The 23,077-nt window shown below is 63.6% G+C and carries 21 protein-coding genes and 1 tRNA gene; 14 read left to right on the top strand and 8 right to left on the bottom strand.

What is annotated here, in order from left to right; all coding sequences use genetic code 11:
• Positions 1-98: 98 nt before the first annotated feature.
• Positions 99-1,466 (bottom strand): alpha-glucosidase/alpha-galactosidase, encoded by a 1,368-nt coding sequence (locus JEQ47_RS11665; protein WP_198876564.1) that lies wholly within the window; start codon positions 1,464-1,466, stop codon positions 99-101.
• A 110-nt stretch (positions 1,467-1,576) separates the two neighbouring features.
• Here JEQ47_RS11665 and JEQ47_RS11660 point away from each other — a divergent pair, with 110 nt between their 5' ends.
• Complete coding sequence (locus JEQ47_RS11660) at positions 1,577-2,470, top strand: helix-turn-helix domain-containing protein (protein WP_198876563.1); 894 nt, start codon at positions 1,577-1,579, stop codon at positions 2,468-2,470.
• 21 nt (positions 2,471-2,491) lie between these two features.
• Here the strand turns inward: JEQ47_RS11660 and treZ are convergent, their stop codons facing one another.
• Together treZ and JEQ47_RS11650 are read right to left on the bottom strand one after the other, a co-directional pair.
• Positions 2,492-4,318, bottom strand: coding sequence for a malto-oligosyltrehalose trehalohydrolase (gene treZ / locus JEQ47_RS11655; RefSeq protein WP_198876562.1), 1,827 nt, complete (start codon positions 4,316-4,318; stop codon positions 2,492-2,494).
• 236 nt (positions 4,319-4,554) lie between these two features.
• Positions 4,555-5,079 (bottom strand): Lrp/AsnC family transcriptional regulator, encoded by a 525-nt coding sequence (locus JEQ47_RS11650; RefSeq protein ID WP_198876561.1) that lies wholly within the window; start codon positions 5,077-5,079, stop codon positions 4,555-4,557.
• Positions 5,080-5,456: 377 nt separating this feature from the next.
• On the opposite strand from JEQ47_RS11650, the gene JEQ47_RS11645 reads away from it, so the two are divergent.
• The 11 genes from JEQ47_RS11645 (at position 5,457) to JEQ47_RS11595 (ending at position 16,541) form a co-directional block, all read left to right on the top strand.
• Entirely contained in the window at positions 5,457-6,494 is a 1,038-nt protein-coding gene (locus JEQ47_RS11645; RefSeq protein ID WP_236020783.1) for an ABC transporter substrate-binding protein, read from the top strand.
• 24 nt (positions 6,495-6,518) lie between these two features.
• Positions 6,519-7,586, top strand: coding sequence for an ABC transporter ATP-binding protein (locus JEQ47_RS11640; RefSeq protein WP_328768840.1), 1,068 nt, complete (start codon positions 6,519-6,521; stop codon positions 7,584-7,586).
• A complete protein-coding gene (locus JEQ47_RS11635) occupies positions 7,583-8,443 on the top strand; it encodes an ABC transporter permease (RefSeq protein WP_198876558.1) in 861 nt (286 codons plus the stop codon). Before JEQ47_RS11640 ends, JEQ47_RS11635 begins: the two co-directional genes overlap by 4 nt.
• Positions 8,440-9,255, top strand: a complete 816-nt coding sequence (locus tag JEQ47_RS11630) for an ABC transporter permease (protein WP_198876557.1) — start codon at positions 8,440-8,442, stop codon at positions 9,253-9,255. Before JEQ47_RS11635 ends, JEQ47_RS11630 begins: the two co-directional genes overlap by 4 nt.
• A gap of 7 nt (positions 9,256-9,262) precedes the next feature.
• On the top strand, positions 9,263-10,198 hold the full coding sequence (locus JEQ47_RS11625; RefSeq protein ID WP_198876556.1) for a 2-hydroxyacid dehydrogenase: 936 nt from the start codon (positions 9,263-9,265) through the stop codon (positions 10,196-10,198).
• Between the two features lie 109 nt (positions 10,199-10,307).
• Positions 10,308-10,955 carry a cupin domain-containing protein gene (locus JEQ47_RS11620; protein WP_198876555.1) on the top strand — a complete coding sequence of 216 codons (648 nt, stop codon included), beginning with the start codon at positions 10,308-10,310 and terminating at the stop codon, positions 10,953-10,955.
• Between the two features lie 3 nt (positions 10,956-10,958).
• Positions 10,959-11,921, top strand: coding sequence for a C-terminal binding protein (locus JEQ47_RS11615; RefSeq protein ID WP_198876554.1), 963 nt, complete (start codon positions 10,959-10,961; stop codon positions 11,919-11,921).
• Positions 11,918-12,679 carry a glucose 1-dehydrogenase gene (locus JEQ47_RS11610; protein ID WP_198876553.1) on the top strand — a complete coding sequence of 254 codons (762 nt, stop codon included), beginning with the start codon at positions 11,918-11,920 and terminating at the stop codon, positions 12,677-12,679. Before JEQ47_RS11615 ends, JEQ47_RS11610 begins: the two co-directional genes overlap by 4 nt.
• A gap of 23 nt (positions 12,680-12,702) precedes the next feature.
• Positions 12,703-13,539, top strand: a complete 837-nt coding sequence (locus tag JEQ47_RS11605; RefSeq protein WP_198876552.1) for a 5-deoxy-glucuronate isomerase — start codon at positions 12,703-12,705, stop codon at positions 13,537-13,539.
• Between the two features lie 124 nt (positions 13,540-13,663).
• Positions 13,664-15,148 (top strand): NAD-dependent succinate-semialdehyde dehydrogenase, encoded by a 1,485-nt coding sequence (locus JEQ47_RS11600; RefSeq protein WP_198876551.1) that lies wholly within the window; start codon positions 13,664-13,666, stop codon positions 15,146-15,148.
• 13 nt (positions 15,149-15,161) lie between these two features.
• Positions 15,162-16,541, top strand: a complete 1,380-nt coding sequence (locus tag JEQ47_RS11595; RefSeq protein WP_198876550.1) for an aminotransferase — start codon at positions 15,162-15,164, stop codon at positions 16,539-16,541.
• 54 nt (positions 16,542-16,595) lie between these two features.
• On the opposite strand, the gene JEQ47_RS11590 is transcribed toward JEQ47_RS11595, so the two are convergent.
• Together JEQ47_RS11590 and JEQ47_RS11585 are read right to left on the bottom strand one after the other, a co-directional pair.
• Complete coding sequence (locus JEQ47_RS11590; protein WP_198876549.1) at positions 16,596-17,174, bottom strand: carboxymuconolactone decarboxylase family protein; 579 nt, start codon at positions 17,172-17,174, stop codon at positions 16,596-16,598.
• Positions 17,175-17,363: 189 nt separating this feature from the next.
• A tRNA-Ser gene (locus tag JEQ47_RS11585) sits at positions 17,364-17,453 on the bottom strand.
• Positions 17,454-17,656: 203 nt separating this feature from the next.
• Here JEQ47_RS11585 and JEQ47_RS11580 point away from each other — a divergent pair.
• Positions 17,657-18,229 (top strand): DUF2147 domain-containing protein, encoded by a 573-nt coding sequence (locus tag JEQ47_RS11580; protein WP_198876548.1) that lies wholly within the window; start codon positions 17,657-17,659, stop codon positions 18,227-18,229.
• Positions 18,230-18,269: 40 nt separating this feature from the next.
• On the opposite strand, the gene JEQ47_RS11575 is transcribed toward JEQ47_RS11580, so the two are convergent.
• Positions 18,270-18,710 (bottom strand): glyoxalase superfamily protein, encoded by a 441-nt coding sequence (locus JEQ47_RS11575; protein WP_198876547.1) that lies wholly within the window; start codon positions 18,708-18,710, stop codon positions 18,270-18,272.
• 283 nt (positions 18,711-18,993) lie between these two features.
• Between JEQ47_RS11575 and JEQ47_RS11570 the strand changes: the two genes are divergently transcribed.
• Positions 18,994-19,761, top strand: coding sequence for a sulfite exporter TauE/SafE family protein (locus tag JEQ47_RS11570; RefSeq protein ID WP_198876546.1), 768 nt, complete (start codon positions 18,994-18,996; stop codon positions 19,759-19,761).
• A 183-nt stretch (positions 19,762-19,944) separates the two neighbouring features.
• On the opposite strand, the gene JEQ47_RS11565 is transcribed toward JEQ47_RS11570, so the two are convergent.
• Positions 19,945-22,044: a molybdopterin-containing oxidoreductase family protein gene (locus tag JEQ47_RS11565; RefSeq protein WP_198876545.1), complete on the bottom strand. Its 2,100-nt coding sequence runs from the start codon at positions 22,042-22,044 to the stop codon at positions 19,945-19,947.
• A gap of 199 nt (positions 22,045-22,243) precedes the next feature.
• The gene (locus tag JEQ47_RS11560) at positions 22,244-22,834 is read right to left on the bottom strand and encodes a hypothetical protein (RefSeq protein ID WP_198876544.1); all 591 of its coding nucleotides are present in this window, start codon (positions 22,832-22,834) and stop codon (positions 22,244-22,246) included.
• Between the last annotated feature and the right edge of the window lie 243 nt (positions 22,835-23,077).

The raw sequence follows: 23,077 nt of genomic DNA, 5'->3' as shown, positions 1-23,077 counted from the left end.
GGCGCTTCCATACATGAGTGGTGGGGAATTTCCAGCGGTGACCGCTCAGCAAAGCGCCCCGGCCGTTTGACCGGGGCGATGCACTGGTTGGCCGGTCGTTACGCCACGCGTTGCTGGCGCGACCCGCGTGCCCATTCGGGCAGCATGTCGCCATGAGCGGCGATGAGGTCATCGACGAGGTTCCAGATCTGGTCGAGATCGAGCTCAGCGGCTGTATGCGGGTCCATCATGGCAGCGTGGTAGATATGCTCGCGGTTCTCGTCGATCAGCGCCCGGACCGTCAGTTCCTGCACATTGATATTGGTACGGATGAGCGCCGTGAGCTGGGGCGGCAGGTCGCCGATAAAGGTCGGCTGCAGGCCATTGTCGTCGACGAGGCACGGCACTTCCACAGCCGCCGCATCGGGAAGCGAGGTGATGACGCCGTTGTTCCGGAGGTTGCCGTAAATGACCGAAGGCTCGCCGGTCCAGACCGAGTTGACGATGGACGAGGCATATTCCTTGGATGGCTTGACCGTGATGGTCTCGGCCGTCCGGTACTGCTCGGAGGTCTTCTTCCAGCCCTCGATCTGCTCGACGCAGCGCTTGGGATATTCGTCGAGCGGAATGCCGTATTTCTCGATCAGGTCCTCGCGGCCTTCCTTGATGAAATAGGGCGTGTATTCGGCGAAGTGTTCCGAGCTTTCGGTGACGAAATACCCCAGGCGCGTCATCATCTCGTAGCGCACCTTGTTGGGGCAACGCGGGTTCCAGCCGGGCTTGGGCGCCCTGCCCTCGCGATAGGCGCGAAGGAGCTCGGGATAGAGATCCTTATAGGAGCCGTCGGCCTGCCGATGCTCGAACTTGAGATAGAAAGCCATGTGGTTGATGCCGGCGGAGCGATAGCGGATGTCCTCGTAGGGAATGCCGAGGTCGTGGGCCAGCTCATGCGCCGTCCCCTGCACGGAATGGCAGAGGCCGACCTGCTTGATGGTGGGGTATTTTTCCGCGATGGCCCAGGTGTTGATGGCCATCGGGTTGACATATTGCAGCATGATCGCCTCGGGCGCGACGGCGAGCATGTCCTCGCAGATGCTCCACAGATGCGGCACGGTGCGCAGGCCGCGCATGATGCCACCGACGCCCAGCGTGTCGGCAATGGTCTGGCGCAGGTTGTATTTCTTGGGCACGTCGAAATCGACGACCGTGGATGGCTCGTAGCCGCCGATCTGGAAGCAGACGACGACGAAATTGGTGCCGTCCAGCGCTTCTCGCTGGTTGGCATAGGTCTTGACGGTGGCCGGAACGCCCAGAGTCTTGACCAGCTTGCCGGCGATGACAGCGCTTTCTTCCAGGCGGGTCGGGTTGATGTCCATGAGGCGAATTTCCGCCCCGGCCAAAGCCGGCCGCTGCAGAATGTCGCCGACGATGTTTTTCATGAACACCGACGAACCGGCGCCGATAAAGGTGATCTTAGGGTTGGCCATGGCTGATATCCTCCGGCCGCCAATGCGGCTCACTGGCGCGACATTACGACTTGCCCGCATCCGTTCAATCCGGAATACTAGGCCATTCTTCCGGATTTCTCAGGTATCAAATGGCGGCTCAGACGGTAGTTGCGCCCCGGCCCGTGCCGCGCCCGGACCGCAGTTTCTATGCCTCGGGCAAAGCGTTCGGCCGCTTCGGCATGCGGGCATTCCGGCCGCAGGTGATGGCGGAGGCGCATAGCCACGGACATATCGAGTTCAATTGGCTGACCGCGGGGCGCCTCGACTATGTGCTGGACGGGCAACCCTTTGGCGTCGGCGCCAATCGGCTGGTTGCCTTCTGGGCCGGCATTCCGCACCAGACAGTCGCCGTTCACGAGGCCGATGCCGCCCGGCAGATCAATATCTACCTGCCCATGGATGCCTTTCTCGAAATGCAGCAACTGGGCCGGCTGACCGAGACGCTGATGGGCGGCGGGGTGATTGCGCTGTCGCCCGATTGCGCAGGGCTCGACCTGCTTGAACGCTGGCACGGCGATTATCGCAGCGGCCATGCTCTGCGCAGCGACCTGGTGCGCACCGAGATCGGGACCATGTTCCGGCGTGCCGCCCTCACCGGTTGGGAAACATTGCTGCCGCCCTGGCTCGAAACGCAAGGGACCGCCGGACGCACGGCGACGCCTACCCGCCATGTGGTGCGCATGGTGCGCCATATCGTGGAAAACATCACCGACCCGCTCTCGGCCGAGGACATTGCCGACGTGGTCGGTCTCCATCCCAACTATGCCGCGGACCTTTTCACCAAGGTAATGCGCGTCTCGGTACAGAAATTCGTGGTGCGGATGCGGCTGATCCGGGCGCGATCGCTGCTGTTCGACGGCAAGCTGTCGGTGGCCAATGTCGCGATCGAAGCCGGATTTGGCTCCCAGACGCAGTTCTACGAGCACTTCCGCAAGGCCTATGGCATGACGCCAAGGCAGATGCGCCGGGAGACAATCGCATAGACTGTCTCCCAAGGTTGCAGGTCAGCCTGCCGGCTTGAGACTGAACACGACGCTCCAGGCTTCCAATGTTTCGCCGGTGGCGAAGCCTTCCAGCCACAGGTGATCGCTGCCCCAGACATTGATGCCATTGAACGGCTCCGAAGACAGATTGGCCATCATGGAAAGTTCGGAACCGTCACCAAGCGTCCAGGCTACGCGCAGAGCGCGGTTGCCCAGCACTTCATAACGGCCGCTATTCCCCAGCATACCGGCAAGCCGCGGCGTGATTTCCTCTTTCCGCAGGGCAATCAGACGACGATAGAGGGACAGGAAGCGCGCATGCTCGCCACTGTCGCGATCCGCCCATTCGAGCTTGCAGGCAAGGAACGTGTCTTCGGCCATGGGGTCGGGCGGCGCATCCTGGCCCTCCCGTCGCGGGAAGGTCTCCATTTCCTTCTCCCGGCCCTGGCGGATGCCGTCGGCAAGATCGTCGCCGACATCGGAAAAGAACATGAAGGGCTGCCTTGCCGCCCATTCCTCGCCCATGAACAGCATGGGTATCTGCGGTGACAGCAGGTAGATGGCAGCCCAGAGCCGGACGCATTCCGGCGCGGCCAAATGGCTGATCCGTTCGCCGAAGGGGCGGTTCCCCGCCTGGTCATGATTCTGCGCATAGGCAACGAAAGCGGTGGCCGGCAGAAACGCACTGGGCTCGCCTTTGTGGCGCTGCTCGTGTTCCATGTACTCGCCCTGCCAGCCCAGGCCCTCTGCCAGTGCCCGTCCGACCAGGTCAATGCGATTTTCGAAGTCGGCATAGTACCAGAAGCTCTCACCGGTAATGGCGCTGTGCAGGCTGTGATGGATGTCGTCGCTCCATTGCGCGTCGTAGAGCCACGGCGCCCCATCGTCCCGGCGTTTGAGCCAACCGGCGTGATTGTCGGAATTCTCAATCATGAGGTGGACAAAGCGGCCGTCGGTGGACAGGCGGAGCTGCTCGGCCAGGTCCTGAAGCATGTGGCGCGGGCCATAGTCACGAATTTCGTGAACGGCATCGAAGCGCAAGCCGTCGAACCGATACTCGTTCAGCCAATAACGCGCATTGGCAAAGATATAATCGCGAATGAGGTGGGAGCCCTCCGCGTCGAAATTGACGGCGGGACCCCAGGGCGTCTGATGTTCGGCGTTCATCAGCGGCGCATAGACCTGGAGGTAATTCCCCTTGGGGCCGAAGTGGTTGTAGACGACGTCGAGAAATACGCTCAGCCCCCTGGCATGGGCGGCGTCCACCAGCGACTTCAGATCGTCCGGACGTCCATAGCTCGAGTCAGGGGCAAACAGATGGGCGCCATCATAGCCCCAGTTCCAGCGCCCGGGAAAATCGGCTATCGGCATGATCTCTATGGCGGTGATGCCAAGGTCGACCAGCGCATCGAGTTTGTCGATGGCCGCGCGGAATGTTCCCTCCGCGGTGAAGGTGCCGACGTGAATTTCGTAGATGATCGTCTCTTCCCAGGGCCGACCACGCCAGCCGCCATCTTGCCAGGAATAGGAACGCGGATCGATGATCTCGCTGGGGCCATCGACATCCTCTGGCTGAAAGCGCGACGCCGGGTCGGGGACCTCCTCGCCGTTTTCCAGTACGAAGCGATAGCGCATGCCCGGCCGGGCTTCGTCCACCTCGACTTCGTACCATCCCCGTGCGGTGGCCAGCATGGGAACGACAAGGTCGAGGTCATATATCTTGAGCGAAACGGCATCTGACAAAGGCGCCCATAGTCTGAAGCGGACACCGATGGGCAGTATCTGCGTGCCGAACTTGCTTTCCTGCTCGCGCTGAAGGCCAGTCGACACAGGTTGAATATCGTTCATTTCAAAGTCCCAAAGCGATCAACGCCGCAAAGTACCCGGCCGGCCGGAGGCTCACACCAACATACGTTACTGATCGTTTGGCGGTTCAGCCGGCACCGGACACCGAGACGATGCCGGTGCCTTGACCGGCTGACCCAGGTCGTTCATCGATTTGTGAATGGTCCCGGATGCATTTGGCACACGTCGGTTCGACGATGAGCCGGGCCGGTTCCGGTGCAGCGGCCAGACCTTATGCCCTACCCGGCCAGGAGATCATTGTCCCCATCGCGGCGGATGTCCTGCAGTTCCGTGACGGTCAGGTCGCGAACCTTGATGACCTTGGTCACGATATAGGTGAAGTAGCGATCCACGCCCAGGTTGGCATCGAGCATATCGTCGATCAGCCGCTGATATTGCGAGACCGTGCTGGCAAACACCTTGATCGAATAATCGACGCCGCCACCGAGCGCGTAGCATTCGGTGATCATGCTGATCTGGCGCACATAGTTCTCGAACATGCCGAAGTCCACGGCCCGGTGGGTCTTGAGGATGATATGGGCATGGAACATCTGCAGATTGCCGAAAATGGCCGGGTTGACCACGGCATGGTAGGATTGGATCAGCTTGGCCTGCTCGAGCTTCTGCATGCGCTCGAAACAGGCGCTCACGGACAGATTTATCCTGTCGGCCAGATCGGTCTTGCTGATCCGCCCCTCGCGCTGAAGGACGGACAGAAGACGGATATCGATTTCGTCCAGCCTAATGCGCGATGCCCCCTGCATTCCGCCCCCTCGAAACCAAAAGAAATCCTGCTACGGCCGTTCGGCACCAAAATATATTCGGATCCCGCGGATTTGCCAAAGGGAGGATGAAATCATCCCTGCCGTCCCCCGCTGGGTCTACATTATCCAGCAAAATCCCGAATGTGAAACGCAAAAAAAGTGAGCACCCTCCCAGATTGGCGGCTCATTAGGCAAATTTGCGCCCGTGTCTACAAAGATATGGTGCCTTTGAGGCGACGAGCACCGAAGAATTTTCTGTTCAGTCCTGATTTCCGAGAACTTTTTCGTTGAGCACTCGGTAAGGTTGACGTGTTCGGGAACGACGGCGCCAGCTGCAAAAATCGGCGCTCACCCAAGGGAAACTCAGGAGAATGCCGATGAAACTGAAATCTGTCCTTTTGTCCTCGGCCGCACTGACGGTGATGAGCACGGGCGCCTTCGCACAGGAAAACGTGCTCTATGTCGCCGGCAATGGCGGCTCGCAGGAAGAACTCATGCGCGCCGAAATCTTCCCCGCCTTCGAGGCCGAGACCGGCATCGAGATCGTTTATTCCGCGGGCAATTCGGCGGCCGTGCTGGCCAAGCTCTTGGCGCAGGAAGCCAATCAGCAGGTTGACGTCGCCATGATGAATACCGGGCCGATGAGCCAAGCCATCGAGCTGGGCATCTGCCAGGATCTCGACCTGGGCGAGCACGAAGCCAATATCTATGACTTCGCCAAGTTCGAGTCTGGCAAGGCCGTGGGTTTCGGCGTGGTGAGCCTTGGCCTTGCCTATAACAAGGACGTCTTTGCCCGCGAAGGCTGGGATGCGCCGACCTCCTGGACCGATCTGGAAGATCCCAAATTTGCCGGCAAGATCGTCTTCCAGCCCCTCAACAACACCAATGGCATGCTGGCGCTGATCAAGCTGGCCGAGATTTATGGCGGCGGCGTCGACAATCTCGATCCAGGCTTTGCCGTCATGGCCGAGAAGATCGCGCCCAACGTCCTGAGCTTCGAGCCGGCCTCGGCCCGCCTCGCCGAAATGTTCCAGAGCGGCGAAGTCGATCTGGCGGTCTGGTCGTCCACCCAGGTCAAGGTGCTGGCCGAAAGCGGTTTCCCGGTCGAACTGGTCTACCCCTCCGAAGGCGCCATGGTCATCAGCAATGACGTTTGCGCCGTCAATACGAGCGCGCCCAAGCCCGAGGCACAGGCCTTCATCAACTACCTCGTTTCCCCAGAAGTTCAGGAAATCCTCGCCAAGGGCCTCGGCTTCGGCCCGGTCAACAAGCTGGCCGAACTGACCCCCGAGGAAGCCGTGGGCATCCCCTATGGCCCCGAGCAGGTGTCGAGCCTCGAAGTCGTCGACTGGAACGTGGTCAATGCCAATCGCGAGGACTGGGATCGCCGCTGGGTTCGTGAAATCGAGCGTTGAGTTCTGGACTGAAGGATGTCGCCGGTGACCAAAGCTGACAATACGCCATCGGCGTCGTTCCTTGCCATCGATGGGCTGACCAAGACCTACAACAAGGTCACGGTGGTCGATCGTTTCGCACTCGAGGTCGAGGAGGGAGAGTTCGTCTCCCTTCTCGGCCCCTCCGGATGCGGCAAGACCACCACCCTGCAGATGCTGGGCGGTTTCGTCGATCCTTCGGCCGGTAGTATTCGCCTCGAAGGGCGGGACCTGATCGCGGCGCCGCCGAGCAAGCGCGGGCTGGGCATGGTGTTCCAGTCCTATGCGCTGTTTCCGCACATGACCGCAGCGCAAAACATCGCCTATGGCCTCGAAGTGCGCAAAGTGCCGCGCGCCGAACGCGACGAGCGCGTCCGGCAGGCCCTCGATCTAGTCGGGCTTGGCGCCTATGGCGACCGCTATCCGCGCCGCATGTCCGGTGGGCAGCAGCAGCGCGTCGCCCTCGCCCGTGCCCTCGTCATCCGCCCCCGGGTGTTGCTGCTCGACGAACCGCTGTCCAATCTCGACGCCAATCTGCGCGAGGAAATGCAGATCGAATTGCGGCGCATCCAGCAGACCACTGGCACCACGACCATTCTCGTCACCCATGACCAGACCGAGGCCATGGCGCTATCCGACCGCATCGTGCTGATGCGCGCCGGCCGCATCGAACAGATCGGCGGACCGGAGGCGGTCTATGCGCGCCCCGCCAACAGTTTCGTCGCCCGGTTCCTGGGCAAGACCAACCTCTTTCCCGGCACGGTCGGCGCCGATGGCCGCAGCATCTCTATCGGCAGCCATGTCTTTGCCGCACCTGCCGCCGCCACGCCTGGCGCCACGATCGTCGCGGTGCGCCCCGAAAAGCTCGGCTTCGGCGAGGGCGGCATCCGCGGCGTCGTCCGCAACCGCGTCTTCCAGGGCACGCAATGGCTGGTGGAGCTCGATACCGAGCATGGCCCTGCCATCGTGCAGCGCCAGAATCTGGGCGCCGTGCCGCCAGCCATCGGGGAAGCCACCGGGCTCGTCTTCGAGCCTGACGCGGTTCACCTCATGGCGCCGGAGGCCGACAAGTGAGGGCCATCAGCCGACCATTGCCGTTTCTGCTCTCGATCCCGGCAGCGCTGATCTTCGTGATTTTCCTGCTGCTGCCGCTATTGGGAACGCTGATCCTGTCGCTGCAGGATTTCAGCCTCGCCACCGGCATCCGTCCGGTCTACGAGCTTGCCAACTACGTCGAGATCTTCAGCGACAGCTATTTCTTCGACATCTTCGCGCGCACCGCGCGCATCGCGGTCTTCACAACGCTCGTCACCATCGTCATCGGGGCGCCCGAGGCACTGATCCTGATGCGCATGAAGGCGCCGTGGCGGGGCATCTTCCTGCTCGTCGCACTGGGCCCGCTGCTGATCTCGGTGGTTTCCCGCTCGCTCGGCTGGGCCCTGCTACTCGGCGGCAATGGCATGATTAACCAGGCGCTGATGTCCATGGGCCTGATCGAGCGTCCCATCCAGATGATGTATACCGAATTCGGCGTCGTCATCGCCATGAGCCACGTGCTTATGCCGTTCATGATCATCGCCGTGATGACCACACTGCAGCGGCTCAACCCGCAGGTGGAAAACGCCTCCCATTCGCTGGGCGCGGGCAGCTTCACCACCTTCTGGCGCGTTATCCTGCCCCAGATGCTGCCCGGCATCATGACCGGCGCCATTCTGGTCTTCGCCATGGCCGCCAGCGCCTTTGCGACGCCGCAGATCATCGGCGGGCGCCGCCTCAAGGTCATCGCTACGCTCGTCTATGACGAGTTCCTCTTCAGCCTCAACTGGCCGCTGGGCGCAGCCCTTGCCATGCTGCTCTTCGCCGTCGTCATTGTCGTCGCCATCGGGCTCAACCGCGTTGCCGAAGGCTATTTCGCGAGGATGTACAAATGAGCGGACGCAATGGCTTCTGGGCACTGCTGTTCCACACCGTCTTCGTCATTTTCGTGCTCGCGCCGATCGTGGTCGTCTGCGTCGTCGCCTTCACACCCGAGGGCTATCTGTCCCTGCCGGTCAATGGCCCGTCGCTGCGCTGGTTCGAGGCGTTGCTCAACAATCGCGACTTCGTCTCGAGCTTCCAGGCGAGCCTCCTGCTCGGCACCATCTCGGCCACGCTTGCCGCACTCATCGCCGTCCCCACGGCGATCGCCATCGTTCGCCACGAATTCCCCGGCCGCACGGCGCTGCTGAGCCTCTGCATGTCCCCGCTCATGGTCCCCTCGATCGTGCTCGGCGTGGCCTTCCTGCGGTTTCTCTCGCAGATCGGACTGGGCGGCACCATGGTCGGGCTGGTCATCAGCCATGTCATCATCATCACGCCCTTCGTGCTGCGGACGATCATGAATTCGCTGGGCTCACTGGACTCCGCGCTCGACAATGCCGCGGCCTCGCTGGGCTCGGATGGCATGACCACGTTCCGGCGCATCACCCTGCCCCTGATCGCGCCGGGCATTCTCTCGGGCTGGGTCCTCGCCTTCATCAACAGCTTCGATGAAGTGACGATGACCATCTTCATCGCCTCGCCCGGCCTCACCACCCTGCCGGTCCGGCTGATGCTCTATATCGAAGACTCGATCGATCCGCTGGTGGCCGCGGTGTCCACGGTCCTGATTGTCCTGGCGGTTCTCGCCATGGTGATCCTGGATCGTCTCTTCGGCCTCGACCGCATGCTGATCGGTACCAATGACGCTGACAAAGACAAGTAGGAAAGCCATGAAACTCCTCGTAAAATCCGGTGGCCGCGAGGCAATGGCCGAATGGCAGCGCCACTTCGGCGCCGTCGATCCGACGATCGAGGTCGTCTATTGGGAAGATGCCGGCGACCCGGCATCGGTTGACTACGTCATGGCCTGGGAGCCTCCTGCGGGCTGGCTCGCCACCCTGCCCAACCTCAAGGTCGTGTTCTCGTCCGGGGCCGGCGTCGATCACATCACCAAGGACCCTGCCTGGCCCAGCCAGTTGCCGCTGGTTCGCATGGGCGGACCTGACATGGCCCAGCGCATGGGCGAGTTCGTGGTCTGGTCGGCCCTGTCGCTGCTGCGCGATACGCGCGATTTCGCGCTGGGACAGCCGCTGAAAGAGTGGCGCTATAAGGAAGTGCCCCATTCCGCCGCTGACCGCCGCGTCGGCGTGATGGGGCTGGGCAATCTCGGCCTGCGCTCGGCGCAGATGCTGTCGGCCGTCGGTTTTCCGGTGCAGGGCTGGAGCCGGTCGGCAAAGTCTCTGCCTGGGATGAAGACCTTTGCCGGCGCGGCCGAATTCGATGCCTTCATCGAAAGCACCGACATCCTCGTCTGCCTCCTGCCCGTCACCCCGGACACGGCCGACCTGATCGACGCAAAACTGCTGGCCAACCTGCCCGCGGGCGCCCAGATCATCAATGTGGGGCGCGGCCAGCATGTCGTCGATGCCGATCTGATCGCCGCGCTCGACAGTGGCCACATTGCGGGCGCCGTGCTCGACGTCTTCCGCGGCGAACCGCTCGCCGCCGAAAGCCCGCTCTGGACGCATGAGCGGGTGACCGTCACCCCCCATATCGCCTCGACCCCGACCCGGGCCGAAAAGGCGGAGTTCGTCGCCCGCTGTATCGGTCTCAACGAAAAGGGAGAAGCAATGCCCAACATCTTCGACCCCGCGCGCGGCTACTAACCACACACAATCCTCGCCGAACGCCACCGGCTCCTGACGGGCACCCGTCGGGAGAGCGGCTTCGCACACCCTGAATGCGCCCAAAACGCCGAGAAACGGACCCTCCCTCATGTCCATCATCAAACTGACAGACACAGCCCGCTGGACCGAAGTGTTCAGCGACCCCGACCTGCAGGTCGCGTGCTTTTCCGGCCCGCTGCCCGCGAGCGGCGAGGATTTTGCCGACGCCCTGGTTTTCGGGCAAATGCGCAGCGGCACGCTGACCCTGGCCGGCACGGAGCGCGTGGTCGAACCAGGTGAAATCTTTGCCCTTGAGCCGGGCCAGTCCCATGGCTGGACCCCTTCAGCCGATGCCAGCGCCTATCTGATGATCCACCGTGGCGCCGATGCCGCCGGCGAACCGCTTGCCGTGGCTTCGCGCGGCGACCTCACCAGCATTCCCTCCTCGACGCCGACGCCGGCCCATCTCTTGATCAGCGGCGACCCGAAACAGGGCGACCTCGTCTACAAGGCCGGCGCCAGGGGCCAGTGGAATGTCGGGGCCTGGGAAACCAGTCCCTATCATCGCATCGCCACCACCTTCCCCAAGCACGAGCTGATGTATCTGCTCGACGGTTGGCTGGAACTGACCATCGAGGGCGGTGAAAGGCACCGCTTCGCGGCCGGCGACAGTTTCCTCGTGACCAAGGGCACGGTTTGCGACTGGAACACCGGCGGCCTCCGCAAATTCTACGCAACCTTCACGCCGAAGGGCTGAGCCATGGCCGACGCCGTTGTCATCGCGCCAGGCTATGCGGACCACTCGATCGAGGCGGCCATGCTCGCCCCCTTTGGCGTCGGGCTCACTGTGCTCGACTGGCACAACGATCGGGCACGGCTGATTGCCGGACTTGCCGACGCCCCCATCATCTTCGTGCGCGACACCGCCATGGATACCGAGGTCATCCGCGCCTGCGCCTCCGCCCGGGGCATCATCCGCTATGGCGTGGGCATTGACCGGCTCGATCTCGACCGGGCCCGCTCCCAGGGCATCAAGGTCGCCAATATCCCCGATTATGGCGCCGATATCGAAGTGGCCGACCATACGATGGCGCTCTATCTCGCCGTGCAGCGGCGCATTGCCAGCCACGACCATGCCGTCCGGTCCGGCGCCTGGGGCATGGGGCAGTCCGCCCCCATTTATCGCATCGCCGGAAAAACCCTCGGCCTTGTGGGCTTTGGTCGCATCGCTCGCGCCGTCAAAACCCGCTTCGCCGCCTTCGGCGTTACCGATGTGCTCGTCCACGACCCCTACCTTGCCGCGGGCCAGGCGGAGGCTGCCGGCGTGCGCGCCGTGGATCTCGATACCCTGGCGCGCAATGCCGACATCGTCTCCATCCATGCCCCGGTTGCCGATCCGGCAAAACCGATGATCGATGCCGGGTTCCTGGGCGCCATGCGCCAGGACGCCATCCTCATCAACACCGCTCGCGGCGCACATATCGACGAAGCCGCGCTGGCCGAGGCGCTCACACGCGGCCCGCTTTTCGGCGCCGGCCTCGACGTCTTCCGCACCGAGCCGCCGGCACGCGACAATGCCCTACTTGGCCTGCCCAATGTCGTCCTATCCGATCATGCTGGCTGGTATTCCGAGGCCACGATTGCCTCCCTCCAGCGCCAGGCAGGTGAAGCCGCCGTCGCCATCCTCGGCGGCAGCGCCCCAGCCCATTGGGTGAACCCATGACCCTGTTCGATCTCACCGGAAAGACCGCCCTCTTCACCGGCGGGGGCGGCGGCATCGGCCTTGCCATGGCAAAAGGCCTTGCCGCCCACGGCGCCGAAGTCGTGCTTGTCGGACGCAATCGCGAAAAGCTCGATGCCGCCGCCGCCGGTATCGTGGCGGCCAAGGGCCAGGCTCAGATCGCCGTCTGCGACCTGCTCGACACTGCCGCGCTCGAGGCCCTGGTGGCCGAAACCGAAGCGCGCCATGGCGGCATCGATATCCTTATCAACAATGCCGGCATCCAGCATCGTCAGCCCGCGCTCGATATCGCCGACGCCGACTGGGGGCGCGTCCTCGAGACCAATCTCACCATCCCCTTTCGCCTGGCCCGGGCCGTGGGGCGCGGCATGGTCGGGCGGGGCAGCGGCAAGATCATCAACACGCTTTCCGTCCTGTCGAGCCTCGGGCGCCCATCGGTCGTGCCCTATACGGCCGCCAAGGGCGGGCTCAAGATGCTGACCAAGGGTCTCGCCGTGGAGCTCGCGCCATCCGGCCTCCAGGTCAACGGCATCGCGCCGGGCTACATCCTCACCGAAATGAACACGGCCCTCAGCCAGGACCGCGCCTTCAGTGACTGGCTGACCGCCCGTACGCCCGCGCGGCGCTGGGGACAGCCGGAAGATCTGGTCGGCGCCGCCGTGTTCCTCGCGTCTGCCGCCTCCGATTTCGTCACCGGCCACGTCCTGACCGTCGATGGCGGCATGACGGCCTCCGTCTAAGAAGAACACCAAGGGAGAAGACCATGAGCCTCATCATTCGCAATGCCGACAATGCCAACGAGGCCATTGTCGATGCCAACAATCCGCATCTCGACGATGTCTATTTCAACCGCATCGCCCTCGCGGACGGACAATCCGTAACCCTCGACGTCCCCGGCTTCGAAATCGTCGTCGTGGTGCAGACCGGCAAAGCCCGCATTGATGTCGGCGACGTGGCCTTTGCCGATGTCGGCCAGCGCCGGGATATCTGGTCGGGCAAGGCGGATTCCGTTTATGCCGGCACGGGCCGCGCCATCACCATCACCGCGACCGGCGGTCCGCTCGAAGCGGTGGTTGCCGGCGGCGCCTGCACGGAAAGCCATGCTCCGTTCCGCGTGACGCCCGAAGAGGTGGAAAGCGTGGTGGTGGGTTCTTCCGGCACCAAGTCACACCGCGAGATCTTTCACATCCTGGGCCAGAACGGCAATGGCCGCGCCGGCAACCTGCTGGTGAGTGAGCTCTATGCCGAGGACGGCTGCTGGTCCGGCTACCCGCCGCACAAGCACGACACCCATCGCGACGGCGAGACCAATCACGCCGAACTCTACCACTACCGCTACAATCCCCCGACCGGCTTCGGCGGCCAGTTCCACTATGGCGAAAACGGCACGCCCGAGGCCGTGATGACGCTTGATGGCGACACCTATCTGCTGCCCTCGGGCTACCACCCGACCGTCACCTCGCCGGGCCATCGCGCCTACGTCTTCACCATCCTGGTCGGCCGCGACCAGCGTGGCCTCGTGCAGTTCTTCGACCCCGCGCACTACCATTTGCTCAGCTACATCCCCGGCCTTGGCGCCATGCGCGACAAGTTCAAGTGACCGAAGAGTTTTCGGGTGCGGTGGCCGCACCCGACAAAAAACCTTCGCCCCCTGGGAGCTTGGAAAGCACTTTCGGGCGGCGCCTCCCTAGTCTTTACGTAGATGCAGCGTGGAAGGACGCAAGATGAACGCAGCCGTTCTTAATTTTCCGGTAAGCAATGCCTGGCAGCCGGCGGACAAGGCTCTCCGGATCGAGAAGGCCTATTACGACGGCGCCTGGCATGGCGGTTCGGGCCCCTCCATTGCTGTCACCAATCCGGCCACCGGCGCCGTCATCGGCCATGTTCCGGCCCTGGGCCGTGTCGAGACAGGTGAGGCAATCACCGCCGCTCATGCCGGCTTCGGCACCTGGCGCAAGCTCCTGCCGCAGCAGCGCGCTGCCGTCCTGCGCCGCTGGTTCGAGCTCATCGTAGATGCGCGCGAAGATCTCGCCATCATCATGACCTCCGAGCAGGGCAAGCCGCTCGCCGAGGCGCGGGGCGAAATCGACTACGCCGCCAGTTTCGTCGAGTGGTTCGCCGAAGAAGCCAAGCGGGTCGACGGCGAAATTCCCATGAGCCACCTGCCTGGCCGCTCCATGCGCGTGGTGCGAGAACCCATTGGCGTGGTGGCCTGCGTCACACCGTGGAATTTTCCCTGCGCCATGATCACCCGCAAGGCGGCCGCCGCGCTCGCCGCCGGCTGCAGCGTCGTGGTGCGCCCCGCCAGCGAAACACCGTTTTCGGCCATTGCGCTCGCGGTTCTCGCCGAGCGCGCAGGCTTTCCCCGTGGCGTGTTCAACGTCCTTACCGGGCCATCGCGCGAAATCGTCGGCGAGATGACCCGCAACCCCCTCGTGCGGGGCCTCAGCTTCACCGGCTCCACCGCCGTGGGCAAAGAGCTGGCGCGGGACTGTGCGGGCACGCTGAAGCGCGTCTCCATGGAGCTCGGCGGACATGCGCCCTTCCTCGTCTTTGACGATGTGGACCTCGATCGCGCCGTTGCCGCCGCTGTCGATGCCAAGTTCCAGACCACCGGACAGGATTGTCTCGCGGCTAACCGCATTCTCGTGCAGCGCAGCATCTATGACGCGTTTCTGACGCGCTTCGTCGCCGCGACCGAAGCCCTGCGCATCGGCAATGGCTTCGATGCGGGCGTGACGCTCGGCCCGTTGATGCATGACCGCGCGATCCAGAAATGTCTCGACCATATCACCAACGCCACATCGGCGGGGGCGAGGCTGCTGACCGGGGGCGAGGCCAGCGGGCTTTTCATCACCCCCGCCGTCTTGGCCGATGTCCGGCCGGACATGGCGATCTTCCGGGAAGAGACCTTCGGGCCGGTCGCCGCCGTCATGCCGTTCGACAGCGAGGACGAGGCCATCGCCCTCGCCAATGACACGGAATATGGCCTTTCCGCTTACCTCTTCACCCAGGACCATGACCGGATCTGCCGGGTCTCCGGGGCCATTCGCACCGGCATGCTCGCCGTCAACTGCGTGAAGATGACCGGCCATCCCATTCCCTTCGGCGGGGTTCGAGACAGCGGCCTCGGGCGCGAGGGCGGGCGTCACGCCATCTCCGAATTCACTGACCTCAAATATGTCTGCGCCGCCTTTCGTACGGCCTGAGCAAGGAACGATCATGGACAACCGCATCAACGACATCTCCGCCATCGACCGGGAGTTCGTCTTCCATCCGTCCACGCATCTGGCTCAGTTCGAGCGGGGCGAGATCCCCAATCGCATCATGTCCGGCGGCAGCGGCGTCTATGTGCGTGACCGTGACGGGCTGGAAAGCCTCGACGCCTTTGCCGGGCTCTATTGCGTCAATATCGGCTACGGCCGCACCGAGGTCGCCGACGCGATCTATGCCCAGGCGCAGAAGCTCGCCTACTACCATGCCTATGTCGGCCATTCGAACGAGCAGGTCATCAACCTCTCCGAGCGCATCATCCGCTCGGCCGGCATGAACATGAGCAAGGTCTATTATGGCCTTTCGGGCTCGGACGCCAACGAGACCAATCTCAAGATCGTGCGCTACTACAATAATGTGCTGGGCCGGCCGGAAAAAAAGAAGGTCATTTCCCGCCACCGCGCCTATCACGGCTCGGGCCTCATGACCGGCAGCCTCACCGGGCTCCAGGCATTTCACAACGCCTTCGACCTGCCCATGGAGGGCATTCTCCACACCGCCTGTCCCCACTACTGGCGTTATGCCCAGGCCGGCGAGACCGAGCTCGATTTTTCGCAGCGCCTCGCCGACGAATTGGAGGCGCTCATTCTCGCCCAAGGTCCGGAAACCATCGCCGCCTTTATCGGCGAGCCGGTTCTCGGCACCGGCGGCATTGTGCCGCCGCCCGAAGGCTACTGGACTGCGATCCAGGCCGTGCTGCGCAAATACGACATCCTGCTGATCGCCGACGAAGTGGTCACGGCCTTTGGCCGCACGGGACAGTATTTCGGCTCGCACACCTATGGCATCGAGCCTGACATCATCACCATCGCCAAGGGACTGACCTCGGCCTATCTGCCGCTGTCCGGCTCGATCATCGGCAAGAAGGTCTGGGATGTGCTCGTCGAGGGCAATGACCGGCTTGGCCCGTTCGGCCATGGCTGGACCTATTCGTCCCACCCGGTCTGCGCTGCGGCGGCCAATGCCAATCTCGACATTGTCGACGGCGAGGACCTGACCGGCAATGCTGCCCGCACCGGCGCCTATTTCCAGCGGCGCCTGCGCGAAACCTTCACCGACCATCCCCTGGTCGGCGAAGTGCGCGGCGTGGGCCTGATGGCAGCCCTGGAGTTCGCCACCGGCAAGGACAGGCGCGACAGTTTCGACCCCAATCTCAAGATCGGCCCGCGCGTCTCCGCCGCGGCCCTGGAACACGGCATGATCGCCCGCGCCATGCCGCAGGGCGACATTCTGGGGTTTGCGCCGCCGCTCGTCATCACCGAAGCCGAAGTCGATCGGATCGTCGAGATGACGCTGGCCGCGGTGAACCACGTCACCGAGACGCTTTAACCAGGCTCCTGTCGATCGGCCTTCGGAGAGTTGGGGTGTGCCACACATCCCAACTCAACGGCTGCCGGCGGACAGCTCCTCGCGAACGACCATGTCGCTGTCCAAGAAGTCGAGCTCGGCCCTGGCTCCCACAGCATCGAAATATCGGCTGAGGAAATTGCGGAAAGAGGCGGCCAGCGCGACATCGGCGATGTTCAGATCCGTCAGTCCGACAACACGAAGCCGGTCTATGTCGGCCTGGGTGATCCGCGACGCATCGATCGTGATCTGCCTGGCATAGTCCAGCATCGCCACTTGCTGTTCCGTCAGCCCGGCGTTGCGATAGTCTCGATGCACGGCGAGGGTTTGCTCGCGCCCAATCATGCTTGCAAGCGCCTTGAAGTAGACGTGGGAACAATAACTCGAGGGCACATGCTTGGCCGCGATCAGCGTGATCAGGCGGAAGTTCGTCAGGCCCAGAGAAAATCCATCCCTGATCTGATGCAGCAAGTGCTCCACCGGCGGCAGGATGTCCGGTCTTGCCGACCAGCACTGGGTCGCCTGCATGACACGTCCCATGGACGCCATTTCCCTGGCATAGATCGATGCGATTTCGCCCTCGGCGTCGGCAGGCTCGACAGTTTTCAAGAACATTGGCCCCTCCCCGGCTTTTGCTCGGGCAACATTCTTTCCCGCCGAGGAGCGGTTGGGAAGAGGCGCTAGCCATAGACGAGCGCGGCCCGAGTCGCTGCGTGTCCACGCGCTGGACGACAATGGGGTGCGCAATCCGAGAACCAACGTCCGGAACACCAGCAAATTCAGCGATTTATGGGATGAGGAAAGTGGCGGAGAGGAAGGGATTCGAACCCTCGAGACCGTTCCCGATCTGCACCCTTAGCAGGGGTGTGCCTTCGACCACTCGGCCACCTCTCCGGCGGGGTCGGGTCTAGCGGGAGCGCTGGGGTAAGGCAAGCGGTTTTTGTCCGGTCGGCGCCAAGGGCTTGCAGGCTGTGGACGGCAGGCCCGGCTCTTGCCGCAATTTGGTTGGTAAGGGCGGGTAAAGTCGGGCTAGATCGGGCGCGCGGACAAGCGGCAGAGTCGCGGCGACTCGGACAATGGGCAAGAGGCGGATGCAGATGGCGAGCGACCTTGGTCGAGCAGTTCGAGGCGCGGTGGCGGCGGCGGCCATGCTGTTCCTGGTGGGGATTGCTCATGCACAGGACCCGGCGTCCGTGCCGATCGTCCCCCGATCCCCGGTGGAAGGGGTGTGGCGCACGCAGTTGCTCTCGGAAGTGACGATCGCCGCCTGCCCCGAAGGGTTTTGCGGGACCTTGTCGCATATCGTGGTGCCCGAGGGCATGCTTGAAGGCGCCGAAGCCGAAGCGGCGGCGGCAATGACACCGGACCAGTTCTTCGATCAGCGCAACGAAGACCCTGCCCTGCGCAACCGGCCGATGCTGGGCCTGCAGATTCTCACCCTGCAGCAGGGCGCCGAGCCCTATATCTTCGACGGCGAAATCTACAATCCCGAGGATGGGAAGACCTATACCGGCTACATCGAGGTGCTGGGTCCCGACATGCTGCGGCTCAATGGCTGCGTGCTGTTCAATGTCATCTGCCGCGGCGAGGACTGGACCCGCGTGCCGCCCGAGGAACTGGAAGCCCGGATGCGCACCGAGGCGGCCGCTGAGACCGCCCCGGCGCAGTAAACCCGCCATTCGACCACAGGTCTCATGGCCGTCCGGGCGTTTAAGCCCGGAAGAGCCGCATCTGCGGCTCGCCATTGCCCCTTAGGGCGGGCGAGATGCCATTGATGTCGACCGTCGACACCACGCGGTGCCGATAGGCGGCAAACATGAAGGTCGGCGTGACATTGACCGGTTCGTCGAACTGAATGGTCACGGTGAAAGCCTGCATGTTGTGCGCGAGCTGCACCCCGATCAGTAGCCCGGTAAAAGGCTGTTCGAGGTAAGTGCCCTTGACGCGCATGCCGACTTGGAACGGCACGGCGACACGATCAGGCAGAGCGGCGCGAGCGGTATTCCAGTCGCGATAGCCGTGGGTTCGGGCGATTTCTTCCAGCGCTTCGCTGTGCGTAAGAGGCTTGCCGGAGGCGGCGCGTTCTTCGCGCAGCATCTTTGCCTCGGACTTCAGGGTCTGGGCGGAGGGGGTATCGAGGGAAAAAGACATGAGTTCAGGTCTCTCCTAATGGAGGCGACTGTGACATGGGAGCCCGCATTGCCATGATGCGCCTTGGGAGAAAACCAAAGGGATCAATGCCTTAGGCTGGACTTCACCATGGATCTCGCGATCCGCGGGCGGCAGGCGCCAGCAACCGAGGGCGTAAATGCGCTCGCGAGCGCCGCAAGTCAAGAGCGGCCGATCAAATGGCGTGATGGGCCGATCAGACAATTGCGTTGGGCGAACCGGCAATTGGGCGCTAGACACCCGGGGTGGGGCCAGGAGTGCGATGATGAACGAGATTCTGCTGCTGATTGCGGGCCTTTTGGGCGGCGCGGTCAATTCGCTGGCCGGCGGCGGATCGTTCATCGTGTTCCCGGCGCTGCTGTTCGCCGGAGTGCCGCCTGTGCTGGCCAATGCCTCGAACACTTATGCTGCCCTGCCCGGCTATGTCAGCGGCGCGGTAGGCTATTGGGGCGCCATGCGGGCCTACAAGGACCGGCTCGTCACCTACGGCATCGTCGCGGCGCTGTTCGGCTATGCCGGGGCGGAATTGCTGCTGGTGGTGTCGGACGAACAGTTTTCCAAGGTCGTGCCCTGGCTGATGGCCTTTGCGGTGACGCTGTTCGTGTTCGGCAACCAGATCAACGCGGCGCTGCGTGCGCGGTCGGGCGAACGGCGCGGCATGAAGGCCTTGGGCGCGGTGCTGATCCTCGCCCTGCTGGCGGCGGTCTGCCTCTATGGCGGCTTCTTCAATGCCGGGCTCGGCATCCTGCTGCTGGCCTTTCTCGCCATGGCGGGGATGACCGACATCCACGCGATGAATGGGCTCAAGCTCTTTATCTCGTCGGTGGTAGCGGTGGTGGCAGTGGCGCGCTTTGCGTTCAATGGCACGATCGACTGGTACCATGGCTCGATCGCGCTGGTGGGTGTCACCATCGGCGGCTATGCGGCGGCGCGGCTGGCGAAGTTCATTCCGACGCAGTGGATCCGCTGGGGCGTGATCGTCTATGGCATCGGCATGACGGGGTATTTTTTCAGGGCGGCTTACTTCGCTTAGAGCGCCTGGAGAGATGGATTGCCCGGTCAGGCCGGGCAATGACGACTGAGGTGGCATCTGGTCCCGTCGCGATGCCGAGCCGTCCCCGGGCTTGACCCGGACCATTGCAGACATTCGCTGACGTTGGGGGTGGCCCTCGGACCAAGTCCGAGGGCGGCACTGAGTGCGAGGCGACAGTCCGCCCTACTCCGCCTTCCTGATCCACACCGCCGCGTCGTGGAAGGGGGCGCCGCCGAAGGGGGGCGCGGGTTGGGCGCTGGTGAGCATGTTGATGCCCTGGCCGCCGCGATGGGCCTTGTTGCGGTGGAGGCCCTCGGCAATCAGCACCCCGGTACGGAGGCCGGTATGGAGGAAGGCGGTCAGCTCGACCTGGCCCCGGAAATTGCCGACCACGACCGGATCACCGTGAACGATGCCCAGGCGAACGGCGTCCTCAGGATGGATGAAAACGGTCGGTTCGCCCTCGCGCCGTAGGCTACCGGGCGTCTGGTTGAAGGTGGAATTGAGGAAGGCGCGCGCCGGGCTGGTGGCGAGCTTGAAGGGGTGCACGTCGTCTGCCGCCTCGTTGATGGCCCAATGATCGGCGAAGCGTGGCATCTCGGCAGGATCGCAGACCCAGCGATAGCCCTTGCGGTCGGCGACATCCTGCCAATTGGGCGCAAAGCGGAAGCGGCCATCGGGCCAACCGAAGCCCTTGGCGAAACGGGCGACCTCGTCGGGGCGCTCGCGATCGACATAGCCGGTCTTTTCGACCTCTTCGAGCGCCGGGTATTTGGAGCGAGCAAAGGTGTCGGCGACGACATCGCGATCGCTGGTGCGGAAGACGGGGTCTTCGCTGCCGAGCCGGAGGGCGATGGCATTGATGACGTCGTGGTTCGACCGCGCCTCCCCGGGCGCGTCCATGACGGCGGGGCCGTAGAGCACGCGGGTATGGCCGCCGCGCGTGTAGTAGTCGTTGTGCTCGAGGAACATGGTGGCCGGCAGAACGATGTCCGCGAGCTCAGCCGTCTCGGTCATGAATTGCTCGTGCACGACCACGAACAGATCCTCGCGCATGAGCCCCTCGCGCACCAGCGCCTGATGCGGCGCGACGGTGGCGGGGTTGGTATTCTGGACGATCATGGCGTGAACCGCAGCGCCCCCCTGCAAGGCCTTGGCATCGCCGGTGAGGATCGGTCCGATCTCCGACATGTCGAGGAGGCGCGGCGTGCCCTTTTGCAGGTGCGTGCCTTCGAGACGTGACTTGTCGAGCGCCCAGGTGCCGGAATTGGAATGAAAGGCGCCGCCGCCACGATGCTGCCAGGCGCCGGTCATGGCGGGGATCGAGAGCGCGGCGTGGACGGCGGTGGAGCCATTGCGCTGGCGCGAAAAGCCATAGCCAAGGCGGAAGAATGTGCGTGGTGTGGTGCCGACGAGATGGGCGAAAGCCTCGATCTCGGCGACCGGCAGGCCGGTGATCTCAGAGGCCCATTCCGGCGTGCGGGTCGCGAGATGCGCCTCGAACTCGGGCGAAAAGTCGGTGAATTCAGCCATGTAGTCGCGATCGGCGAGGCCGTCGCGCAGCAGGATATACATGGTGGCAACGGCCAGCGCGCCGTCGGTACCCGGCCGCAGCACCAGGCCCATATCCGCCTGCTCCATGGTGGCATTGCGATAGATATCGATGACCACGACCTTGGCGCCACGCGTCTTGCGGGCCTTCATGGCGTGGGTCATGACGTTGACCTGGGTGTGCACCGCGTTGGTGCCCCAGATGACGACGCAGTCGGCCTCGGCCATCTGCTCCGGATTGACGCCACCGAGGAGGCCCGTGCCGGCTATATAGCCGGGCCAGGGGAGCCCGACGCAGATGGTGTCGTATTGATGCGAATAGCCGCGCACGGCGCGCAGGCGCTCGATGCCGTCGCGATGCACGTGACCCATGGTGCCGGCGTAGAAATAGGGCCAGACCGATTCCGGGCCATGCTGGTCTTCGACGGTGCGGAAGCGGGCGGCGATCTCGTCCAGCGCCTCGTCCCAGGAAATGCGCTGCCATTGGCCGGCGCCCTTGGGACCGACGCGGCGCATGGGATGGAGCAGACGCTCGGGATGATGGATGCGCTCGGCATAGCGGGCGACCTTTTCGCAGATCACACCGGCCGTATAGGGATCGTCCTTGGCACCGCGGACGCGGCCGACCCTGCCATCGGCAAGGATGTCGACATCGAGCGCACAGACGGACGGACAGTCATGCGGGCAGACGGAGCGGATGGTGCGGGCGATGGGGGCAACTGGGGCGTTCATGCCCGCACGATACGCCCCGCCCCTGCCCGGCGACAATCGCATTGTTTTTATGGATTGGATCAGGGGTGGTGATGGGCCAAAGCCCACCCACCTAGCCTCCCCCTGAAGGAGGGGGAGGGGTCGGCCGGTGGGCGCGCAGACATCGCGCTAAACTCGATCGGTTCCTCCCCCCTTCTTCAGGGGGAGGTGGGGTGGGGGTTCAGACCGCAAACGCCTTGGTCGCGGTTTCAGCGTTGCGGCGGGCGCGGTTGCTGGCGTGCTTGGCGAGCTGGGCGGCGCCGCCATGGAACTGCGAGAAGGTGATGCGGCCGGTGGTGCCGGCAATGGTCACACCGCGCCAGTTGGGACGCACCGAGCGCACGTCGGACCAGTCCAGCGTGGTTTCGCGGCCGAGAGCCGTGCGATGCTTGACCTGGCGGTGATCCCAGGCAGTGTTGGTGAAGAGGCCGGCCATGCCGATGCCGATAGCGCCGCCCGCGAGCAGCAGCACGGCGAGGTAGGTGGCGATGAGCTGGGTGGTATCGACAGCCGAGCCCATGAAGATCACGGCAAAGAGCAGGATCGCCGCGAGGGCCGCAGCGCCGTAGCAGGCGAAATACTCGACCATGGACGGCCGCAGTTCAGCCCAACCGCCCTCGACGACAATGGCATCTTCCGGCTGCACCAGACGCAGCGCCAGGAAGGCGGCATAGCCGAAGGCAACAACGCCGGCTGCGCGCGAAAGCGGCAGGTGAGCGGTGGCGGGAATGTATTTGAGAAGGATGAGGACTGATATCGTCACGAGTGGCAAAGCCACTTCCTGCCAACGCAAAGGCACGTTGCTGTTCTCCAAGGTGCTGAGGCCGGTGACGCGATTTCGGCAGTTCTGATATTGCAGATTATGCAAGCGAAGTGATTTGGCCATTCACAAATTCGCCATAAGTCAGGCGGTCGCGTGGCGGATTGGACAATGTTGCAACTTCGCAACCGCCATTCGAAGCGTCAGAGCTCAGAAAGAGATTCAACAGCCTGCCCTCCCGATTCCGGCCAAGCA

The organism is Devosia sediminis, from assembly GCF_016411825.1.
Taxonomy (GTDB): Bacteria; Pseudomonadota; Alphaproteobacteria; order Rhizobiales; family Devosiaceae; genus Devosia; species Devosia sediminis.
Note: the sequence above shows the minus strand (reverse complement) of the source record. Positions and strands in the feature narration are given on the sequence as shown.